Here is an 18,088-nt window from a genome sequence, read left to right as displayed (position 1 = left end):
GGGGAGGGCACCTCACGAGCGCCCGCGTGGGATGCGTGGAACACACGGTGTCGATGCCTCACGCGGACGGTTCGCCTAACGTTCCGCCGCGTGACGGACACCTCCCGCAGCTCCGGGCGCGTCGAACTCGCGCAATTCCTTCGCAGCCGCCGTGAGCGTTTGCATCCGGAGGACGTGGGACTCCCTTCCGGTTCGCGGCGGCGCACGCCGGGTCTTCGCCGCGAGGAACTGGCGCGGCTCGCCGACGTGGGAGTCAGTTGGTACACGTGGCTGGAGCAGGGGAGGGACATCCACGTCTCCGAACCACTGCTGGAGCGCCTGGTGGTCGCGCTCCGTCTCACTCCGACGGAACGTCTGCACCTCTTCGCGTTGGCGCACGGCCGGCCCGCGCCCATGCCCGTGCGCTCACCGGAGTCGGTCAGCGACGCGCTTCAACGACTGCTCGATGCGCATCCTTTTCCGGCGCTCGTCTCCACTCGACGGTGGGACATCGTTGCGTGGAACGCGGCGGCGACGGTCCTCTACGCGGACCTGGAACTTCCTGCCTCTTCATTAGAGGAGCGCAACGGCTTGTGGGCGCTGTTCATGAATCCAGAGCGGCGCGCGCGCATGCCTTCGTGGGATGAGGCGGTGCGCCGCGCGGTGGCGGGATTCCGGATGGACGCCGCGAGAGCCGCGGACCGGTCGGAGTTCGACGCGCTGGCGGAGAATCTCCAATCCGCGAGCCCGGAGTTCGCACGCCTCTGGAGTGAGCACGACGTGGTGGAGACCGCCTCCATGGTGAAGGTGTTCCTCCTTCCGAAGTGGGGGCCCATCGCGTTCGAGAACGTCACGCTCACGTACTCGGAACCCGACGGCCGGGAGCTGCGCGTGTCCTTCTACTCGCCGCGTCCCGGTCCCAACCTGGAGCGCACGCGGAAGTTGTTCCAACCGTCGTCGCTGCCCGGTCCGGACCGGACGTAGCACCCGCGAATCCGCGGGCTGATCATCACGGATTGAAGCGGACGCCGGTCCACGCCTCGCTCGCGGACCACAGCTGGTCGGCCTGCTTCGGATCCACGGCCCAGTCCTTCACGCCGCGCCGGATGGTGGCGTCGGCGGGCGCCATCACGGCGATGTCGACGTTCTCGCAGTAGACGCCGCCCTTGCCCGCGAGCTGGGGGCTGGTCGCGCACCAGACCGTGGTCGCGGCGCCCTGTTCCACTGTCTTCAGCGGTTCGATCTTGTTGGAGTTCTCGATGGAGGCGCGGACCTCTTCCTCGGACATGTGCCGGGCCAGGTCCGTGAGGATGCCTCCGGGGTGGACGGCGAACGCGCGCACGCCGTGGGCCTCGCCGCGCGCATCCAGTCCGACGGCGAAGAGGATGTTCGCGGTCTTCGACTGCCCATAAGCGACCCACTTGTCGTAGGGGCGCTGCTGGAAGAAGGGGTCCTCGAAGTCGACGCCGGCGAAGAAGTGGCCGCGCGATGACAGGCACACCACGCGCGCGCCGTTCGCCTGCTTCAGCGCGGGCCAGAGCCGAGCGGTGAGCTGGAAGTGGCCCAGGTGGTTGGTGGCGAATTGGGACTCGAAACCACGCGCGTCGCGGGTGAGCGGTGAGGCCATGATGCCCGCGTTGTTGATGAGCAGGTGCAGCGGCCGGCCGGACGCGATGAAGCGCGAAGCGAACGCATCAATGGATGCCGGGTCGAAGAGGTCCATGGGCTCCAGCTCCACGCGCTCCAATCCAGCGAGCGCGGCGCGGGCCTTGTCGGGAGTCCGCGCGGGGACGATGACGGTGGCACCCGCGGCGTGGAGCGTGCGGGTGGTCTCCAGTCCGATGCCTGCGTAGCCGCCGGTCACGATGGCGACGGTGCCATCCAGTCGGGTGTTGCCCAGTGCTTCGCGTGCGGTGGTGGTCGCGCCGAAGCCGGAGTTCAGGGGCTGCTGTTTCGTGGTCATGGGCACAAGGTGCCGTCCCTGGGTTCGCGCGAAAAGAGCGTCAATTCATCCTATGTCTGGCACCACCCGGATGCGGATCCGGGAAGGGGAGGGCGGCACATGGACGCGGTGAAGCTGCGGGTCGCGAGGCCGACACGGGACCTGGACGCGGTGGTGCGCTTCTACCGGGACGGGTTGGGCTTCGAGGTGCTCGGAGGTTTCGAGGACCACGAGGGGTTCGACGGCGTGATGCTTGGACATGCGGGCGCGCCGTATCACCTGGAGTTCACGGTGGAGTACGGACACGAAGCACCGCGAGCTCCATCCGAAGACCACCTCCTGGTTTTCTACGTACCGGACCGGGAGGCATGGGCGGAGCGGGTCCGTCGCATGGAGGCCGCGGGCTTCGCGCCGGTGCGGTCGCGCAATCCGTACTGGGATGCGAACGGAAGGACCTTCGAGGATCCGGATGGCTACCGAGTCGTGCTTCAGCGAGCCGCCTGGTCGCGCTGAAGGGTGAAGCGCGGCGGCGCGTGTTCCACGTGGAACGTCTGAGGCCGAATCGCCCGGATGCGTTCGCAGGTCCTGAGGTTTCGCGTTCCACGTGGAACACGTCATCGAGTTCAGCCGCGTGATGAAGCGGAGTTCGGGTCCGTCGCAGTGAATCGCGGCATCGACTTGAGCCCCTGGACCTCCACGCGGACGAACGCATGTTTGAGGTCTCTGCGCGAAAGCGCATGCGGGCCGGACTCCCTGCTCCAAAGGTGGGCGGCTTCCTGTTCCACGTGGAACGTCCAAGGCTGAGTCGCGGGATGCGTTCATGAGTTCTGCGGCTCCGCGTTCCACGTGGAACACGTCCACGCGAGAGCTTCGATGTGGAACGTGGCTGCGCGTGATGCCCATGTTCCACGTGGAACACGCGCGGCCTGAAGGTCCGGCAAACGGACCTGGAGCTTGATGCGTTTGAGTCCTGGCTGAGCACCACGAGAGTCCGCGTGGAATCCTGTTCGCGAAGCACTGGACTCACGCCGTTGTCCGCGCATGGGCCAGGCGCGTGGAAACGCATCACGCCGCTGCTTCGAACCCATGCATGCGCATGCGCGGGGCTTCGAAGCATGAGCTTCCGCCCACCATCGGATCCGGTGCGTGATGGGCATCGCTGAAGAGAACGAAGCGATGGAGGCACGGGCTGAGTGGCCGACCGGTGTTCCACGTGGAACACGGCCGACCTCCGGTCCGCGTGTGGAGGCGCTGGCGAACAAGCGTTGAAGCGACACGCGGTTGTTCGCCGTGGCGCTGAACCGTGGCTGACCTGGAGCGCTTGATGGTGCGAAGGGGAGGGGAGCTGGCGCTCATGCGGCTTCGCACGTTCCACGTGGAACACGTTCCAAGAAGGGGCGCCCCTGGTTGCTCGGACAGCGGTCGTCAGCGCGAGGGGCAGCGCATCGGATGTGCTGTTGGGGGATGAAGAAGAGACCGCGTGACCGGCTCCACATCAGGCTCGCGGCACTGCGGTTCGCAGGCCTTTGGGTATCGGATCCGGACAAGCATCCATGCGGCGGTTCATGGATGGCGGATGCGAAGCGCGGTGGATGAAAGGGAGCCCCAGGCTGGTTGCTCCTTCCCCAACCACGGTTCGAATCGCGCGTGCTGGAAGTGGTTCAGGCACTTCCACTTCGCGGCCTTCGTGACGTGTTCCACGTGGAACGTCCCGGCATGGATGTGGCGCTTGAAGTGAGCCACGCGCTCAACAGGCACTAGCGAGTTCATGGCCGGTGAAGCGGATGGAGACGACTGCGTGTTCCACGTGGAACGTCCCGGTGGATCCATTGCCTTGAAGCGCCGCGTTCAGGAACAGCTCGGGACTGGTCTTCACCTGCGTGAGTTCGCGGATGCGTGAGCGTGTTCCACGTGGAACCTCATGGCGGTGGACCGTGCCTTCCGCGACCATGGTTCGCATGAAGCGCTGAAGGCTCTTTCGATGCGCGGTGGTTGGGTCGGCTTGAGCGCGTGTTCCACGTGGAACGTGCCGGTGGATCCACTGCCTGGGCATGGTCAGACCACCAGGGCTTTCGGACCGCTCCTTCACCTGCTTGTGCTCGCGACCGCATGCGCGTGTTCCACGTGGAACGTCCCACGTGAGAACCAAGGGGGCGGACAGATGTGGTTCACGCCAGATGCTGGACTGGTGCTCGCTGCATGCGCGCGAGATGGCGTGAGCGTGTTCCACGTGGAACGGGCCACGCGGGCCTGCCGCTTTGATGGGGTGCCGTTGTCCGCGATGGATGCCAGGCCTTCCTTCGCGCATGTGCTCGCGACCGCATGCCGTGTTCCACGTGGAACGGCGTGGCCTGTGTTGGGCCATGGCTTGGAGCCGTCGTTGTCCACGCCAGATGCTGAGCCTTCTTTCGCGCCGCCTGTTCGAAACGGAGTGACGGGTTCACGTGAAGCAGCGGCCCTGAACCACGGACTTGGGCTGATGGGATCCGCGCGGGATGCCGCGCTTCGCATCGTGTGCTCGCCACCGCGTGCGTGTGTTCCACGTGGAACCTGCCGGCACGTGCGCGGCCTTGGGTTGGCGCGGTCCACGAAACGCGCGAACCGTTCTTCCGCATGGGAGGTCCGTGCACTCATGCGTGTTCCACGTGGAACGCGCGGCATGGATGCGCGGCCTGTCGTTGGCGTGGTCCGCGAAGCACGGCGTGCTGTTCCTCCGCATGGCGATGCTCGCCCTCATGCGAGTTCCACGTGGAACGTCCGGCCTGGATGGACGGCCTTCAACGGGCCCGGTTCTGAAAAGTCAGACCGTGCTTCCGCGTGGCGGTGCTCGCATCGGTGGGCGGCCGTTCATGTGAACGCGCACCTGCGATGTCCTCGCCCGCGTTGAACGGGGTTCGTGGGAAGTGCCCAGACCGTCCGGCCGCATCACGCTGCTCGGGCTTGCTGATGCGGATGCGGGAACGCTTGGCGTGAGCGACTTCGGTTGGCGCGGTTCGCGAAAAACACAGGGGCGGTCTTTCGCGGTGTGGTGTTCGCAGCGGCATGGCGCGTGTTCCACGTGGAACCGCCGGTGGTCATGGCTGGGCCCGGCGCATCCTCCTGACGGGGACACGAACGGGAACCCGGCGACTCGCCCCATGTCATGAGGCGCGGGCTCGCATCGTGTGCCGCGCCCCCATCAAGCGCGGCTCCATGGTCCGAAGGCGGTGACGTGCGGTTGGTCCCTGCGATGACGGTTCACGGTCGAAGTCCGTTGGCCGCATCGCCCGTTCGACGCCACGAATCCAGGCATCGCCATCCATGGTCCGCGCGGGTGCCGGAACCGATGATGGAAGCCGTGCCGCGCGGTGGTTCGCTCACCCCATGCGGTGCGCCGCACGAACCGCCAACTCACCACCCGAGGCCGACATGGCGGAGCATCTGGCGCCGATACGCGTTCCACGTGAAACCACCGGCGCGGCCCACGTGAAGTGGCGGCGGTGGCACCGCGTTCGGCGGCTCGGTTCCGCGAAGGTGCCCGGCGGGACGTCGTATCCAGTTGGCGCGTCGAACCGGAAGCCAGCCGGCGGCACCGCGAACCGCGCGGCGTTGATGCGGTCCCATCCATCAACGGGACACGGACTCGCATCCGGTCGGCGCTCCAGGGATCCGCGGAGGTGGACCTCACGTGGAGGGCATCACCCCAGATGGATGGAACGCCTCGTTCAGCGGCGAGCTTGAGAAGCTCATGCGTCCACGCCACCTCGAATCTGGAACCCACGACCCGAAGTCGCCGGACCGGGGCGCGGACTCACGCGGCCACCGCGTCCCCAAACAGGCGCGCACCCACCCGCGCCGAACGCGAGCTCGAACCGGACGCCCAAACTCAACGCACTGACCGCATCGCCGCACCGGCCCGCGCGAAATCCCCGCGCCGCACCAATCCACAAAGCCCAACCCGTTCCACGTGAAACGCCGGACCCGCGAACCGCCCGAAGCCGCCACCACGAACTCGCCGCGCGCGACCCCCTGAAAAACCCAACACCCTTCCGCCCCGCACGGAATCGCCACCCAGAAAGCAGCCGAGCAGGCACGCGCAGCCACCCTCCTTCGCGCGAAATTCCGCCGTCCACGGGCTCCCGAGCGAGGGGACGGGCAGGGCCTGAGTCCCACCTTGGATGGGAAATTGATCCATCCTCGAACCCCGTGCTAGCTGCCTGATCAGGCTCCGATTCGCGCGCACGTCCGCGCGAACCGCGGGCGGGGCTCTGGCGTCAGCCGGGGCGAGAGAGGATGGGCCACGTGGGTCGTATCATCTGCATCTCCAACCAGAAGGGCGGCGTGGGTAAGACCACCACCGCCATCAACCTCGCAGCGAGCCTCGCTTCCGCGGAGCGCCGCACCCTGCTGGTGGACATGGACCCCCAGGGCAACGCCGGCAGCGGCCTGGGCCTCAAGCGCGAGAACCTCACCGGCACCGTCTACGACGCACTCCTCGGCGGCCGCCCCGCATCCGAGCTCATCCACCCCACCGAGCTGCGCTTCCTCCAGGTCATCCCCGCCACGCCCGACCTCACCGGCGCGGAGGTCGAACTCGTCAACCTGGAGCGCCGCGAGTTCCGCCTGCGCGAAGCCCTGCTGCCGCTCAAGGACAAGTACGACTACATCATCATCGATTGTCCGCCCTCGCTCGGCCTGCTCACGCTCAACGCGCTCGTGACCGCGGACTCCGTCCTCATCCCGCTGCAGTGCGAGTACTACGCGCTCGAGGGCCTGTCCCAGCTCACGCACACCATCGACCTGGTCAAGCAGGGGCTCAACCCCTCGCTGAAGATGGAGGGCATCCTCCTGACCATGTTCGACGCGCGCGCCAACATCGCCCACCAGGTCGTGGACGAGGTGCGCGGCTACTTCAAGGACCAGGTCTTCCAGGCCGTCGTGCCGCGCAACGTGCGCTTGTCCGAGTGCCCGTCCTTCGGCAAGCCGATCATCCTGTACGACATCAAGTCCAAGGGCTGCGAGAGCTACCTGGCCCTGGGCCGCGAGCTGATGCGCCGGGACTCCCCCAAGCCGTCCAAGCGCCGGGTCGCCTGACCGGTCGCCTCCTTAATAGAGCGATGTGAATGGTGGGACCGGGTGCCCGGTTCGCCGTGAAGCACTCAAGGCCCATGCGCGCCGGCCCCACGCCGGCGCGGGAGTTCCCAACCGCCGTGCAGAAGAACGCTGACACCCAGAAGCGCGCCCTGGGCCGGGGCCTCTCAGCCCTCATCCCCCAGGCCGCCCCCGCCGCGCCGGCCCCCGCCGCGCCGCCGCCGAAGCCCGGCGTGCTCAAGCTGGCCATCGAGTCCATCCACCGGGACACGCTCCAGCCCCGCCGCCACTTCGACGAGACCAAGCTCCACGAGCTCACCGAGTCCATCAAGGCGCAGGGACTGCTCCAGCCCATCCTCGTCCGGAAGAACCCGAACAAGGGCGGCGACGGCTACCTCATCATCGCGGGCGAGCGCCGCTGGCGCGCGTCCCAGGCCGCGGGCCTGAAGGAAATCCCCGCCATCATCCGCGAGGTCACGGAGGCCGAGTCCTTCGAGCTCGCCCTGGTGGAGAACCTCCAGCGCGCGGACCTGAACCCCATTGAAGAGGCGGACGGCTACCGGCGCCTGGTGGAGGAGTTCAAGCTCACGCAGGAGCAGGTGGCCCAGAAGGTGGGCAAGGAGCGCTCCACCGTCGCCAACGCGCTGCGCCTCCTGGCCCTGCCCCCGGACGTGAAGGCCATGGTGGCGGACGGGTCGCTCAGCATGGGCCACGCTCGCGCGCTGCTCGGCGTGCCCCGGCTGCCGGAGCTCCAGAACCTGGCGAAGCAGGTGACGGAGAAGAAGCTGTCCGTGCGCGACACGGAGCGGCTGGTCCAGCAGGGCAAGTCCGCGAAGGGCGGCAAGGATGCAGGGAAGCCGGCGCCCAAGGTGAGCCCGCAGGTGAAGGCGCTCACCGAGGAGTTGCAGCGTCGGTTGGGAACAAAGGTCCGTCTGTCGGAGAAAAGCCCGGGAAAAGGCACCCTGGAAGTCGACTTCTTCTCCTACGATGACCTCGACAGGCTGTTGAAGCTTCTGAGGAAGGAGTAGGGCGTGGCGCTCCTTGGCGGGAAGAAAGACGAAGCACCCAGCAAGCCCCTGTTCAAACGGGAGGAGGATTTCGTGTCGACGCGTCCGGGTGAGGTTCACACGCTTCTGGGTAAAGGAAGCGAGTTCGAGGGGAAGCTCACCTTCGAAGGTCAGGTTCGAATCGACGGCAAGTTCAACGGGCAGATTGTCACCAAGGACGTGCTCGTCATTGGCGACGGCGCCCGCGTGCAGGCGGAGATTCAGGCCGGCACCGTCATCATCAACGGCACCGTGGAAGGCAACGTGCGCGCCACGCAGCTCATCGAGCTGAAGCAGCCGGGCCGCGTGAAGGGCAACCTGGAGACGCCGTCGCTCTCCATGGATCGCGGCGTCATCTTCGAGGGCTCCCTCAAGATGGAGAACATCGGCAAGGGCGGCGGTAACCCGCCCCCGCCCGGAGAGAAGAAGTAACGGTGCGCATGGTCGCGTCCCACGCGCGGAAGGTCCCGGGGCTCATCGGCCTCGGGGTCGTCTCGCTCGGCGTCCTGCTTGGCGGCTGCGAGGGTTGCCAGAAGAAGACGCCGGTCGACGACATCCATGCGGAGGACGCGGGGCTGCGCTCGGGCGTGAAGGTGCCGCTGCCGCCGGGTTGGTCCGCGCAGGTGGCCACCGACGGCAGCTTCCAGGCGGGCCCTCCCGGCCGCCCGGCGCTGCGAGTGGATTTGAAGCCGGGGCAGGGCGAGCAGATGCCCTCCTCGGAGACGCTGGCGGACAACGTCCGTCAGCAGATGAAGCAGTTCACGCTGTCGCTGGACCAGGAAGAGGACACTCCCTCCTTCGCCCTGCTGCGCGTGACCATGGCCCCGTCCCTGACGGATGGAGGCCTGGGCCCGGAGGCGCCCGCGTTCTTCGGCGCCCGGCGCGTGGGGGACGACCTGTTCCTCTGCGCCAGCCTTCCCGGTGCCTCCCAAGAGGAAGTCCGCCTGGCCACCGAGGCCTGCCGTACCATCCAGGTCCAGGCCGCGCCCCGCTGACAGTCCCTGCGTGAGGGGCGCGACCTCCTTATGAAGGAGCGCGGAGACCTCATGGACGACTGGCGCAAGAACCTCATCGACGACGCGGAAGGCATTGGCGAGCTGCTCGCGCGCACCAAGCGCATCGCCGTGCTGGGCATCCGTCCGGAAGCGCAGGCGGACAAGCCCGCGCACGCCATCCCGAAGTTCCTCAAGGACCACGGCTTCACCGTGCTGCCCGTGCCCACGCACGGCGAGCAAGGGAGCATCCTGGGCGAGCCCATCTCCGCGTCGGTGAAGGACGTGCCCGGCGAGGTGGACGTGGTGCAGGTGTTCCTGCGGCCGGACGACATCACCGCGCACGTGGACGGTATGCTGGAGAAGAAGCCGCATGCGGTGTGGTTCCAACTGGGCATCCGCAACGACGCCGCGGCCGAGCGACTGGCGCGCGCGGGCATCCGCGTGGTGCAGGACCACTGCATGAAGGTGGAGTGGAAGAAGCGCCACCCGGACGCCCGATAAGCGGCGCCAGAGGGGAACCCGGGAACGTCCTGCGCGGCCCGGGTGTCCCCATTACGTGAGGAGCGTGATGTTTCTGGTGGCTGCGACTGGCAGGGGATGGACTTCGGGCCCGGCCCGGGGTGCAATTCCGTCCACGTACTGTCAGCTGGAGTCTCCGGGACTTCCCGAAAGCCGTCCGACTTCCTAACCTTAGCCTCCCGACCTGTGCCGAGCGCCCGCCCGCCCCGGGTCTTCACGCTGTGCCCCTCGTAAGGAGTCCGCGCATGACGCTCACCGAGATGCTTCCCCTCCCCCTGGCCGCCGTGGAGATCGGGCCCCTGGGTGAGCAGCTAGCAGCGGCGGGGGGACTGGTCATCACCGCGGCCGCCGCGCTCTGGGCCGCGTGGACCCGCCCGGCGCAGCAGCCGGCTCCGGTGCCGGTGCCCGTGCGTCGCGATCCTCCGCGTCGCCGCTAGGCCGCACCGTCGCACCCGTCGTCATCGTCTGGATTCGGGCCCTGACCCGGCGCTCCTGAAGCAGCGCCGGGCGGCCCCTGCTGAAAGCGGTCTCCCGCTCAGCGCTTCATCGCCAGCGACAGCGCGAAGTCTCCGTCCGCGTCCGTCCACCACGCGGCCAGGTCGAGGCCCGCGTCGCCAAGCTCCGCCTGCACCTGCTCGCGACAGAACTTGCAGCTCACCTCCGTGCGCAGACATTCGCCTTCCGCGAACTCCACGCGCCGCTCCAGGTCCTTCAGCCACACGGACTGGGCCTTGCGTGAGATGAGGCGCATCTCGATCCACTTGTTCGCTTCGTCGAACGGGGCCAGGTGCTCGAAGGCCTCCGGGTCGAAGTCCGCGTTCAGCTCGCGGTTGATCACGCGCAGCACGTTGCGGTTGAAGTCCGCCGTCACGCCCGCGCTGTCGTTGTAGGCGGCGAACAGGCGCTCGCGGTCCTTGATCAGGTCCGTGCCCAGCAGCAGTCCGTCACCGGGCTTCAGTCCGGACGCCAGCTCGCGCAGGAACAGCGCGCGCTGCGCGGGCTTCAGGTTGCCGATGGTGCCGCCCAGGAAGGCGACGAGCCGCCGGCCGCCGCCCGGGATGCGGCCCAGGTGCTGCTCGAAGTCGCCCACCACCGCGTGCACGGCGATGCGCGGGTACTCGCGAGCCAGACCCTCCGCGGCCTTGCGCAGGAAGGCCTCGCTCACGTCAAAGGGCACGAAGCGCTTCAGCTGTCCGGCCGCGTCCATCGCGTCCAGCAAGAGGCGCGTCTTCTCACTGGTGCCGCTGCCCAGCTCCACCAGCGTGTCCGCGCCGCTCAGCCGGGCCACGTCGTCCGCGTGGGCGCGCAGAATCTCGCGCTCGCGGCGCGTGGGGTAGTACTCCGGCAGGCGGGTGATGTCGTCGAAGAGCTGGCTGCCGCGCTCGTCGTAGAGCCACTTGGGGCTCAGCTCCTTGGGCCCATGGCAGAGCCCCTCCAGCACCTCCGCGCGAAGCGAACGCCGCGCGTCCCCGGGCTGCACATGCACGTCCACCTTCACGCCCGGCGCCGAGTAGCCCTCCGCGATGCGTGCCTCGCCCTGCTCCGTCCTCATCCTCATGTGGCCCTCACTTCACGTCGCGTGCACAGCGGAAGCCGGCGAAGATCTGCCGGCGGATGGGGAAATCCCAGTTGCGGAAGCTGTTGCGCACCGCCACCGGCGCGCTCGCCCAGGCGCCGCCGCGCAGCACCTTGGACGTGTCTCCAAAGAAGACCTCCGAGTACTCGCGGTACGGAAAGGCCTGGAAGCCCGCGTACGGTTGGAAGTCGCTGGCGGTCCATTCCCAGACGTCGCCCAGCAAGCCCCAGACGCCGTCCGCGCTGCGGCCCGAAGGGTGGCTGCCCACGGGCGACGGACCCCAGCGCGACCCGCCCAGGTTGGCGTGCGCGTCCGTGGGTTCGGCGTCCCCCCACGGGTGCGCGCGAGTGACGCCGTCACTGCCCTGCGCGGCCTTCTCCCACTCGGCTTCCGTGGGCAGGCGCTTGCCGGCCCAGCGCGCGTACGCGTCCGCTTCGTACCAGGACACGTGCTGCACGGGTTCGTCCTTGGGCAGACGCTCCACCGTGCCGAAGCGGCGGCGCAGCCAGACGTGGTGGCCCTGCGGACTCCAGAAGAGCGGATGGCGGATCTTCTCCGCCTGGATCCACGCGAAGCCTTTCGGATCCCACCAGCGCGGATCCTCGTAGCCGCCGGACTCCACGAACACGAGGAAGTCCCCCGTGGTGACGGGGTGCGCGTCCAGGAGGAAGGGCGCCACGTCCACGACGTGCCGGGGCCGCTCGTTGTCGTAGGCCCACGGGTCGTCGCCGCCCAGGTGCACCGGGCCGCCGGGGATGAAGACCTCGTGCTGAGGCACCGCGCCGGGCTGGGGGCGCAGGGACTCCACCGGGTGGTACGCCACATGCGTCATCAGCTGCAGCGTGGCGGCCAGCGTCTCCGCGTGCTGCTGCTCGTGCTGCGCCACCATGCCGAAGGCGAAGCCGCCGTGGAGCAGCGGATCCGCGCTGTCCTCGGGCAGCGTCTCCAGGTGCGCGCCCACCGCCTCGCGCACGCGGGTGGCGTAGGCCCAGGCGGCCTCCGGCTCCAGCAGGGGCAGCGCGGAGCGCGTGTTTCGCGGGTGGCGGAAGGCGTCGTAGATGGCGTCGAACGCAGGGTCGGTGAAGGCCGGAGCCCCCAGCGCGCGCAACAGCCACTGCTCCTCGTAGTTGGCCACGTGGGCCACGTCCCAGACGAGCGGGGACATGAGCGGCGAGTGCTGCCGCATCAACTCCGCTTCCGGCAGCGGCGCGAGCATTGCCTGGATGCGCTCACGCCCCGCCTCCAGCTCCCGCCACGCCCGGGCCTTCCACGACACGGCCTGGCGGACGCGGGCACTCCCCTGTTCCTGGCTCCTCAGCGACATGGTCGGCCCAAGGTAGGAAGGGGCTCCAGGCCCCGCTAACCCCCCGGGCCCCCCTGGTGGGACAGACCCGTGAGGGAGCACACGTTTGCGAGCCTGCTTCCCCTCCGAAATGATCCGCGGTCCTAACGGGGTTGCGGGCACCTGTCGGAGAATTCTGGACCGGAAAGTTCGTTTCTGTCCAAAAGATATTCCGGAAACGCGGCTCCAGCCTCAGGGCGGCCCGCGCGGGCGGCGCGCGTGGATCCGGTCCAGCAACTGGAGCAAGTCGAACCGGTGCGGCAGCCGCCACTGGCGCCACATGGCGGTGAGGCGCAGCAGGCTGGCCCCGGCGATGGCGGCGGCCTCCGCCAGGGGCGCGGGCAGCTTCAGGCCCACCGCGAGCGCGACGTAGAGCAGGCCGCACAGCAGCGCGACGGTGGCGTACAGCTCGCCGGGGGACACCAGTGCGGTGCGCTCGCCCAGGAGCACGTCCCGGATGACGCCGCCGCCCACGGAGGTGACCAGCCCCAGGAACACCGCGGACGGCAGGGGCAGCTGGAACGCGAGCGCCTTCTCCAGCCCAGCACCACCCACATGCCCAGGAGCAGTGCGTCCACCACGTCCAGCGCCCGGTGCAGCCGGGACAGCCACGGCGCGAAGAGGACGGCCAGCACCGCGCACGCGCCCACCGCCAGCAGGTAGCGCGAAGAGCGCAGCGCCGCGGGCGTTTGCCCGAGCAGCACGTCGCGCAGCATGCCGCCCCCCACGCTGGTGCAGATGGAGAGGGCCAGCACCGCCATGGCGTCCAGCTCCCTCCGCAGCGCGTGCAGCGCCCCCGACAGGGCCCCCAGCCCCACCGCGCCCAGCTCCAGGTAGACGGGCAGCGTCAGCATGCCCCCCGAACCTCCCAGAGTGGCCGCTCCGGCCCCAAGGGGGTCATCCTCCAGGGTAGCCATCTGTCCACCAGTTGTCGGGGTATTCCGGGAAGGCGTGTCCGTGTGGGGGAGGGGGTCTCTATGCTGCGGGACATGGTTCAGCCCGCGCCGCACAAGCCCGTGCTGGTGGTGGAGGACGACGAGGATGCTCGCGCCGCCATCGCCGAAATCCTGGAAGCCGACGGCTACGAGGTCGCCGTCGCCGCCAATGGCCAAGAGGCCCTGGACGAGCTCCAGCACCTGCCCCCACCGAGCCTCATCCTGCTGGACCTGAGGATGCCGGTGATGGACGGTCCGGAGTTCCTGCGCCACCTGCGCGCGGACTGGCCGCGGCTGAAGGCCGTACCGGTGCTGCTGCTGTCGGGCGTGGGGACGGAGGCGCTGCCGGACACGGGCGGCCTCTTGAAGAAGCCCATCGTCCCGGACGAGCTGCTGGCCACCGTGGGCCGGCTGTCCGGCCGGATCGCGTGAAGCCGGGGGCCTCGCGCGAACGAGGGCCCTTCGTGGGTCAGCCCAGCCGCGTCACCGCGAGCAGCGTGAGCGTGCTGGCGCGAGGGTCCTTCTCGTAGACGAGCTCCAGGTCGTGGCCATCCACGCGGTGCCGCACGGGTCCCGCCACCGAGTCGTGCGACTTCGTCCGCTCCGCCAGCCGGGCCAGGGTCTGTTGCAGGGCCTCGAAGGCCTCGGAGGACATCCGCCCCACCTCCCGCCACGCAGGCGGTGCGTAGTGGACGCGGTAGGGCAGGACCAGGCGATTTCTTGCGGAAGACTGGGACACGGGTTCGGTTCCTCGACACTCCATCGCTATTGCGAACCGCGTGCCTGACCTCCGCTCCCGGGAATTCCGGGCACTTTCGCGGTGGGTCGGCGGTGACGTCTGAAGAAGTTACGGACTCGACCAAATCGTGGGGGAAGAAATGACTGGCCGTATGGCAGGCCTGGAAGAGGGGGGAAGGGGCCCTGTCCGTCCGGCCGGGTGGGGCTGGGGCGGGCCCGGGGGGCGAGGTGGCTGCCCCCTTCCGCGAGGGGTGCGCAGCCTTGAGGGGACGGGGCCGCTTCCGGCGCCCGCACGCCCCCGAGGAGGCACACCATGGCACGGAGGACTTCCACTCCCTGGTCGCTGACGAACGGGCTGTTGTTTGGATTGGCGGCGGGCGTGTTGCTGGCGCTGGCGGAGACGGCGCTGGCGGTGGCGGCGGGGGAGGGGCCGCTCGTGCCAGTGCGGATGAGCGCGGCGGTGGTGCTGGGGCCGCCGGCCTTCACGCCGCAGGTGTCCACGGCTCTGGCGGTGGCGGTGGGGCTGGGGGTGCACCTGGTCATCGCGGCGGGCTGGGGCGTGGTGTACGCGCTGCTGGACGCGATGCTGCCGTTGGATGGGCGGGGGCGCTGGGAGTTCCAGGCCGCGGTGGGGATGCTCTTCGGCATCTTCGTGTGGCTGGTGAACTTCCAACTGCTGGGGCGCGGCTACTTCCCCTGGTTCCTGAGCGTTCCGCAGTTCCTCCAGATTGTGTGGCACGCGGTGTTCCTGGGGCTGCCCATGGCCCTGCTCTTCACCGCGGCCGAGCGCCGGCGCGCGCCCGTGCCCGAGCCCACCCCCTGAGAGGGGCAGGATGGGCGTTTCATAAGGGACGTCCCGGGTCGGATGGGGGAGGCGGAAAAAACGCCAGAGGTAAGGTGACATGACCCGACCTTCAGGGTTATGCCCAGCGCCCGGTGCCATGGAGGCGCTTCGCACCCCGGGACAAGGGCATGGACACGGAACTGGCGGGAATCCTCGGCTCGGCGGCACGGAACGTGCGGGTGAAGCTCGGTCTGACGCAGGCGGACGTGGCGGACCGCATCGGCATGGCGTCGGAGGTGTATGGCCGGCTGGAGCGTGGCCACATGCTGCCGAGCGTCCAGAACCTGCGCCGTCTGTGCGTCGTCCTGAACATCCCGCCGCACGACCTGCTGGGGCTGGGGGAGGAGTTCGCGGCCCCGCCGCCGAAGGAGAAGCCCCGGGTTCGGACGGAAGAGGACGTGCCGGAGATGCGGCGGTTGATGCGCAACCTGCGGCGGCTGACGCCGGTGCAGCTGAAGCTGATGAACCTGGTGGCGTCCGCGATGCAGCAGCAGAAGAAGAAGCCCTGAGGGGACGTGGCGTTAGACTGTGCCCACCATGGTTGAAGAACTGGTGAGGAGGCTGGACCTCAAGCCCCATCCCGAGGGCGGCTACTACCGGGAGACCTACCGCGCGGCGTTCCAGGTGCAGACGCTGCGAGGGCGCAGGTCCGCGGGGACGGCCATCTACTATCTGTTGCAGCGGGGGGAGTTCTCCGCGTGGCACCGGGTGGTGGGCGCGGACGAGCTGTGGCTGTTCCACGACGGGGAGCCGCTGGCGTTGCACCTGGTGCACGAGGACGGCCGGGTGGAGTCCCCGGTGTTGGGGCGGGACGTGACGCAGGGCCATCAGCCGCAGGTGCTGGTGCCAGCGGGGGTGCTGCAGGCGGCGGAGTCGCTGGGCGCGTACACGCTGGTGGGCTGCACGGTGTCGCCGGGGTTCGAGTTCGCGGACTTCGAATTGCCGGAGGAGGAGGCGCTGGTGGCCCGCCACCCGGCGCACGAGACGCTGCTGCGAAGGTTCTCGAAGGCCGGGCGGCGCTGAAGGCGCGGCTCAGGTGCCCCAGGGGCGAAGCGGGGTGAGCAGCCCCGCCGCCTGGAGGCGCGCCTGGACGTCGGCGGCGAGGGCGACGTGGGCGGGGTTGGAGACGCTGAACTTCTCCTGCGTGAGGGTGATGAGCGTGCCCCGGTTGGGGATGTGCTCCACCTGGACGGGGGAGGGCAGTGGAGGCACGGGACCGCGGAAGTCGGCGAAGTAGGTGACCCAGCCGATGTAGTTTTCGATCATGGGCACCGCCACGAGCTCCCGGTGCTGGTCGGAGGCAGCCAGGGCGAACTCGGGTTCCCACGCGAGCGCCATGGCGCGCACCACGCCGGTCATGACTGGCGCGGTCACCACGCGCTTCGCGACCTCACTCTGGCCAAGCGAGTTAAGGATGCAGGTGGAGGTCAAGTATGGCGACGAGCCGCCGCAGTAGCCATTGACCCCTGAGGTTTCATCCGCCGACTCCCCGGCCCAGAGCCAGAAGTTGGAACCATCCCCAATCCGGTTGCTCTTTTTTCCCAGGAGCTTCGCGAGCGTCATGGCATCTGGTTGGACCTGTCGCTTGCGTGCCTTTTCAAAGGTTGCTGCGGACTGATGCCAACGGTTCCAGATGGGCTCAAGCGGGCCCATCATTCCGAGGAAGGTTTCCAGGCGTCGAGCACAGGCCTCTATCGGCTCGGGTCGGACCAGCCAGTAGCAACCCGCGAAATGCGTCTCGACCATGGCCTCAGCATGCCTCACTTGATTGGGGAGATGGGGACCACTTCAATTGGGAGGCGAGTCGACTCAAATGCTTTACGGAGAAACGTGGCGAATCGCTCCTCCGCGACAATCCAGCGGATGCGCCGTCCTCCCGCCGCGTTGACCTGGCGCCTGGCTTGGTCAATCACCTTGTCGAAGCCCTTGAAGAACTCCTTCAGTGTCATGTTGTCCTTGATGAACTTCGCGTAGCCCGGGCCTTTGGCCTCCAGCAGCAGATCCTCCACCAGGTCGTAGCCGTCGAAGTCGACCTCTTCGTCTCCTACCTTGACCCGGTACGCGGAGCCCTTCGGCGCTCCAGTCACCTGGGCCTGATAGTCGCGGGCTCGATTGGACATCACCTCATTCACCTGCACCCACTTGCCCGGGCCTCCTGTGCTGCTCGGAAGAGGCGGGCCCCTCGTGGCCATGGCCACAGCCGTGGACGCGAGCGTCACTTCCACTACGCCGTCCACCACCGCCACCGCGCTCACATCCAGCACGCGCGCCGGGTTGAAGCCCGCCTGTGTCGAGCCCAGTCTCACCGCGTCCGGGAAGCGCGGCATCCACGCGAGCGCGGAGGACAGCCCCACCGTCACGCCGTGACTCACCAGCATCGTCACCGTGAGCACGAAGACGCGCGCCACCTCCGGCCCCAGTGCCTGCGCGAAGACCTCCGCCGCCTCTTCCAGTTCCTGGAACGTCTGCGCCCGGTCCGTCGCTGCCTTCAACGCACCGCACGCCCGCACCACCGCGAGGAACGACTGCACGCCCACGTATGCCAGGAACACAGCGGCAATCACCGCCGCGGCCTTGGTGAACACGGGCTCCGGTGCCGCGGCCAGCACCACCCAGGACGCAATCGCTCCCGAGACCACGGTCATGAAGAACTCCGGGTTCAGCGTGTCCTGCAGCGCCGCGCCAATACTCGCGCGCAGAGGGTCCAGCGACATGCCCACCGCGAGCGTCAGCCGGTCCAACTCACTGAAGCCCGCCCCATCCTCCAGCAACGACAGACAGTCCCCCGGAGCCTCATGCGCCCGGCACCACCGTCCATACCCGTCCCGCAGCATGAACCCGAATCCCAGGTCCAGCTGCGCCCCCTTCTTCGCGACCGTGCGCACCACCCTCGGTGACCGCACCGTCAGCGGCACCTCCAATACCAATCGCGCCAGCGCCTCCTCGAACTCCCGAGCACTGACCGGCACACGGCGGTCCGAACGGACCGGCGCATACGTCCGAGTCTCCCGCTCCGTGTGCAACCGCACCGTGGGCCCACTGGCGCAGCCCGTGAGCAGCACGAACAACAACATCCACACGCCGGCCCTGTGCGCATCCATG

Annotated in this window: 20 protein-coding genes and 1 pseudogene; 12 read left to right on the top strand and 9 right to left on the bottom strand. The window is 68.5% G+C overall.

What is annotated here, in order from left to right; all coding sequences use genetic code 11:
• Positions 1–174 precede the first annotated feature (174 nt).
• Positions 175–963, top strand: coding sequence for a helix-turn-helix transcriptional regulator (locus D7Y04_RS38345; RefSeq protein WP_233601775.1), 789 nt, complete (start codon positions 175–177; stop codon positions 961–963).
• A gap of 25 nt (positions 964–988) precedes the next feature.
• On the opposite strand, the gene D7Y04_RS38340 is transcribed toward D7Y04_RS38345, so the two are convergent.
• A complete protein-coding gene (locus tag D7Y04_RS38340) occupies positions 989–1,942 on the bottom strand; it encodes an oxidoreductase (protein ID WP_121762542.1) in 954 nt (317 codons plus the stop codon).
• A 99-nt stretch (positions 1,943–2,041) separates the two neighbouring features.
• On the opposite strand from D7Y04_RS38340, the gene D7Y04_RS38335 reads away from it, so the two are divergent.
• Positions 2,042–2,434, top strand: a complete 393-nt coding sequence (locus D7Y04_RS38335) for a VOC family protein (protein ID WP_121762541.1) — start codon at positions 2,042–2,044, stop codon at positions 2,432–2,434.
• Positions 2,435–3,668: 1,234 nt separating this feature from the next.
• Here D7Y04_RS38335 and D7Y04_RS44210 read toward each other — a convergent pair.
• Positions 3,669–3,881, bottom strand: coding sequence for a hypothetical protein (locus tag D7Y04_RS44210; protein WP_147477283.1), 213 nt, complete (start codon positions 3,879–3,881; stop codon positions 3,669–3,671).
• A gap of 2,321 nt (positions 3,882–6,202) precedes the next feature.
• Between D7Y04_RS44210 and D7Y04_RS38325 the strand changes: the two genes are divergently transcribed.
• The 6 genes from D7Y04_RS38325 (at position 6,203) to D7Y04_RS38300 (ending at position 9,988) form a co-directional block, all read left to right on the top strand.
• Positions 6,203–6,994, top strand: coding sequence for a ParA family protein (locus D7Y04_RS38325; RefSeq protein ID WP_120596385.1), 792 nt, complete (start codon positions 6,203–6,205; stop codon positions 6,992–6,994).
• A 116-nt stretch (positions 6,995–7,110) separates the two neighbouring features.
• A complete protein-coding gene (locus tag D7Y04_RS38320) occupies positions 7,111–8,019 on the top strand; it encodes a ParB/RepB/Spo0J family partition protein (protein WP_121762583.1) in 909 nt (302 codons plus the stop codon).
• 3 nt (positions 8,020–8,022) lie between these two features.
• Positions 8,023–8,469 carry a bactofilin BacM gene (gene bacM / locus D7Y04_RS38315; RefSeq protein ID WP_014400844.1) on the top strand — a complete coding sequence of 149 codons (447 nt, stop codon included), beginning with the start codon at positions 8,023–8,025 and terminating at the stop codon, positions 8,467–8,469.
• Between the two features lie 2 nt (positions 8,470–8,471).
• Positions 8,472–9,032, top strand: a complete 561-nt coding sequence (locus D7Y04_RS38310) for a hypothetical protein (RefSeq protein WP_370457306.1) — start codon at positions 8,472–8,474, stop codon at positions 9,030–9,032.
• 51 nt (positions 9,033–9,083) lie between these two features.
• Positions 9,084–9,533, top strand: coding sequence for a CoA-binding protein (locus D7Y04_RS38305; protein WP_121762581.1), 450 nt, complete (start codon positions 9,084–9,086; stop codon positions 9,531–9,533).
• Positions 9,534–9,811: 278 nt separating this feature from the next.
• The gene (locus tag D7Y04_RS38300; protein ID WP_233601774.1) at positions 9,812–9,988 is read left to right on the top strand and encodes a hypothetical protein; all 177 of its coding nucleotides are present in this window, start codon (positions 9,812–9,814) and stop codon (positions 9,986–9,988) included.
• A gap of 98 nt (positions 9,989–10,086) precedes the next feature.
• On the opposite strand, the gene egtD is transcribed toward D7Y04_RS38300, so the two are convergent.
• The 4 genes and pseudogenes from egtD to D7Y04_RS46055 all read right to left on the bottom strand — a co-directional run.
• Entirely contained in the window at positions 10,087–11,109 is a 1,023-nt protein-coding gene (gene egtD / locus D7Y04_RS38295; protein WP_121762539.1) for an L-histidine N(alpha)-methyltransferase, read from the bottom strand.
• Positions 11,110–11,116: 7 nt separating this feature from the next.
• Positions 11,117–12,451, bottom strand: coding sequence for an ergothioneine biosynthesis protein EgtB (gene egtB, locus D7Y04_RS38290; RefSeq protein ID WP_121762538.1), 1,335 nt, complete (start codon positions 12,449–12,451; stop codon positions 11,117–11,119).
• Between the two features lie 210 nt (positions 12,452–12,661).
• On the bottom strand, positions 12,662–12,967 hold the full coding sequence (locus D7Y04_RS45295; protein WP_233601773.1) for a TRIC cation channel family protein: 306 nt from the start codon (positions 12,965–12,967) through the stop codon (positions 12,662–12,664).
• Between the two features lie 128 nt (positions 12,968–13,095).
• Positions 13,096–13,323 (bottom strand): annotated as a pseudogene (locus tag D7Y04_RS46055) (TRIC cation channel family protein); the annotation flags it as partial.
• 123 nt (positions 13,324–13,446) lie between these two features.
• Between D7Y04_RS46055 and D7Y04_RS38275 the strand changes: the two are divergent.
• Entirely contained in the window at positions 13,447–13,836 is a 390-nt protein-coding gene (locus tag D7Y04_RS38275; protein ID WP_233601772.1) for a response regulator, read from the top strand.
• 37 nt (positions 13,837–13,873) lie between these two features.
• On the opposite strand, the gene D7Y04_RS38270 is transcribed toward D7Y04_RS38275, so the two are convergent.
• Positions 13,874–14,143 carry a hypothetical protein gene (locus D7Y04_RS38270; protein WP_147454858.1) on the bottom strand — a complete coding sequence of 90 codons (270 nt, stop codon included), beginning with the start codon at positions 14,141–14,143 and terminating at the stop codon, positions 13,874–13,876.
• Between the two features lie 312 nt (positions 14,144–14,455).
• On the opposite strand from D7Y04_RS38270, the gene D7Y04_RS38265 reads away from it, so the two are divergent.
• The 3 genes from D7Y04_RS38265 (at position 14,456) to D7Y04_RS38255 (ending at position 16,009) form a co-directional block, all read left to right on the top strand.
• Complete coding sequence (locus D7Y04_RS38265; RefSeq protein WP_121762536.1) at positions 14,456–14,965, top strand: hypothetical protein; 510 nt, start codon at positions 14,456–14,458, stop codon at positions 14,963–14,965.
• Between the two features lie 149 nt (positions 14,966–15,114).
• The gene (locus D7Y04_RS38260) at positions 15,115–15,495 is read left to right on the top strand and encodes a helix-turn-helix domain-containing protein (protein WP_120564778.1); all 381 of its coding nucleotides are present in this window, start codon (positions 15,115–15,117) and stop codon (positions 15,493–15,495) included.
• 28 nt (positions 15,496–15,523) lie between these two features.
• Entirely contained in the window at positions 15,524–16,009 is a 486-nt protein-coding gene (locus D7Y04_RS38255; protein WP_120599189.1) for a cupin domain-containing protein, read from the top strand.
• Positions 16,010–16,018: 9 nt separating this feature from the next.
• Here the strand turns inward: D7Y04_RS38255 and D7Y04_RS38250 are convergent, their stop codons facing one another.
• The gene (locus D7Y04_RS38250; protein ID WP_121762579.1) at positions 16,019–16,732 is read right to left on the bottom strand and encodes an immunity 52 family protein; all 714 of its coding nucleotides are present in this window, start codon (positions 16,730–16,732) and stop codon (positions 16,019–16,021) included.
• Between the two features lie 14 nt (positions 16,733–16,746).
• Entirely contained in the window at positions 16,747–18,087 is a 1,341-nt protein-coding gene (locus D7Y04_RS38245) for a restriction endonuclease fold toxin 5 domain-containing protein (protein WP_121762578.1), read from the bottom strand.
• Between the last annotated feature and the right edge of the window lies 1 nt (position 18,088).

Source organism: Corallococcus sp. AB038B, assembly GCF_003668955.1.
Taxonomy (GTDB): domain Bacteria; phylum Myxococcota; class Myxococcia; order Myxococcales; family Myxococcaceae; genus Corallococcus; species Corallococcus exiguus.
This window is presented reverse-complemented; position numbering and strand designations above follow the sequence as displayed.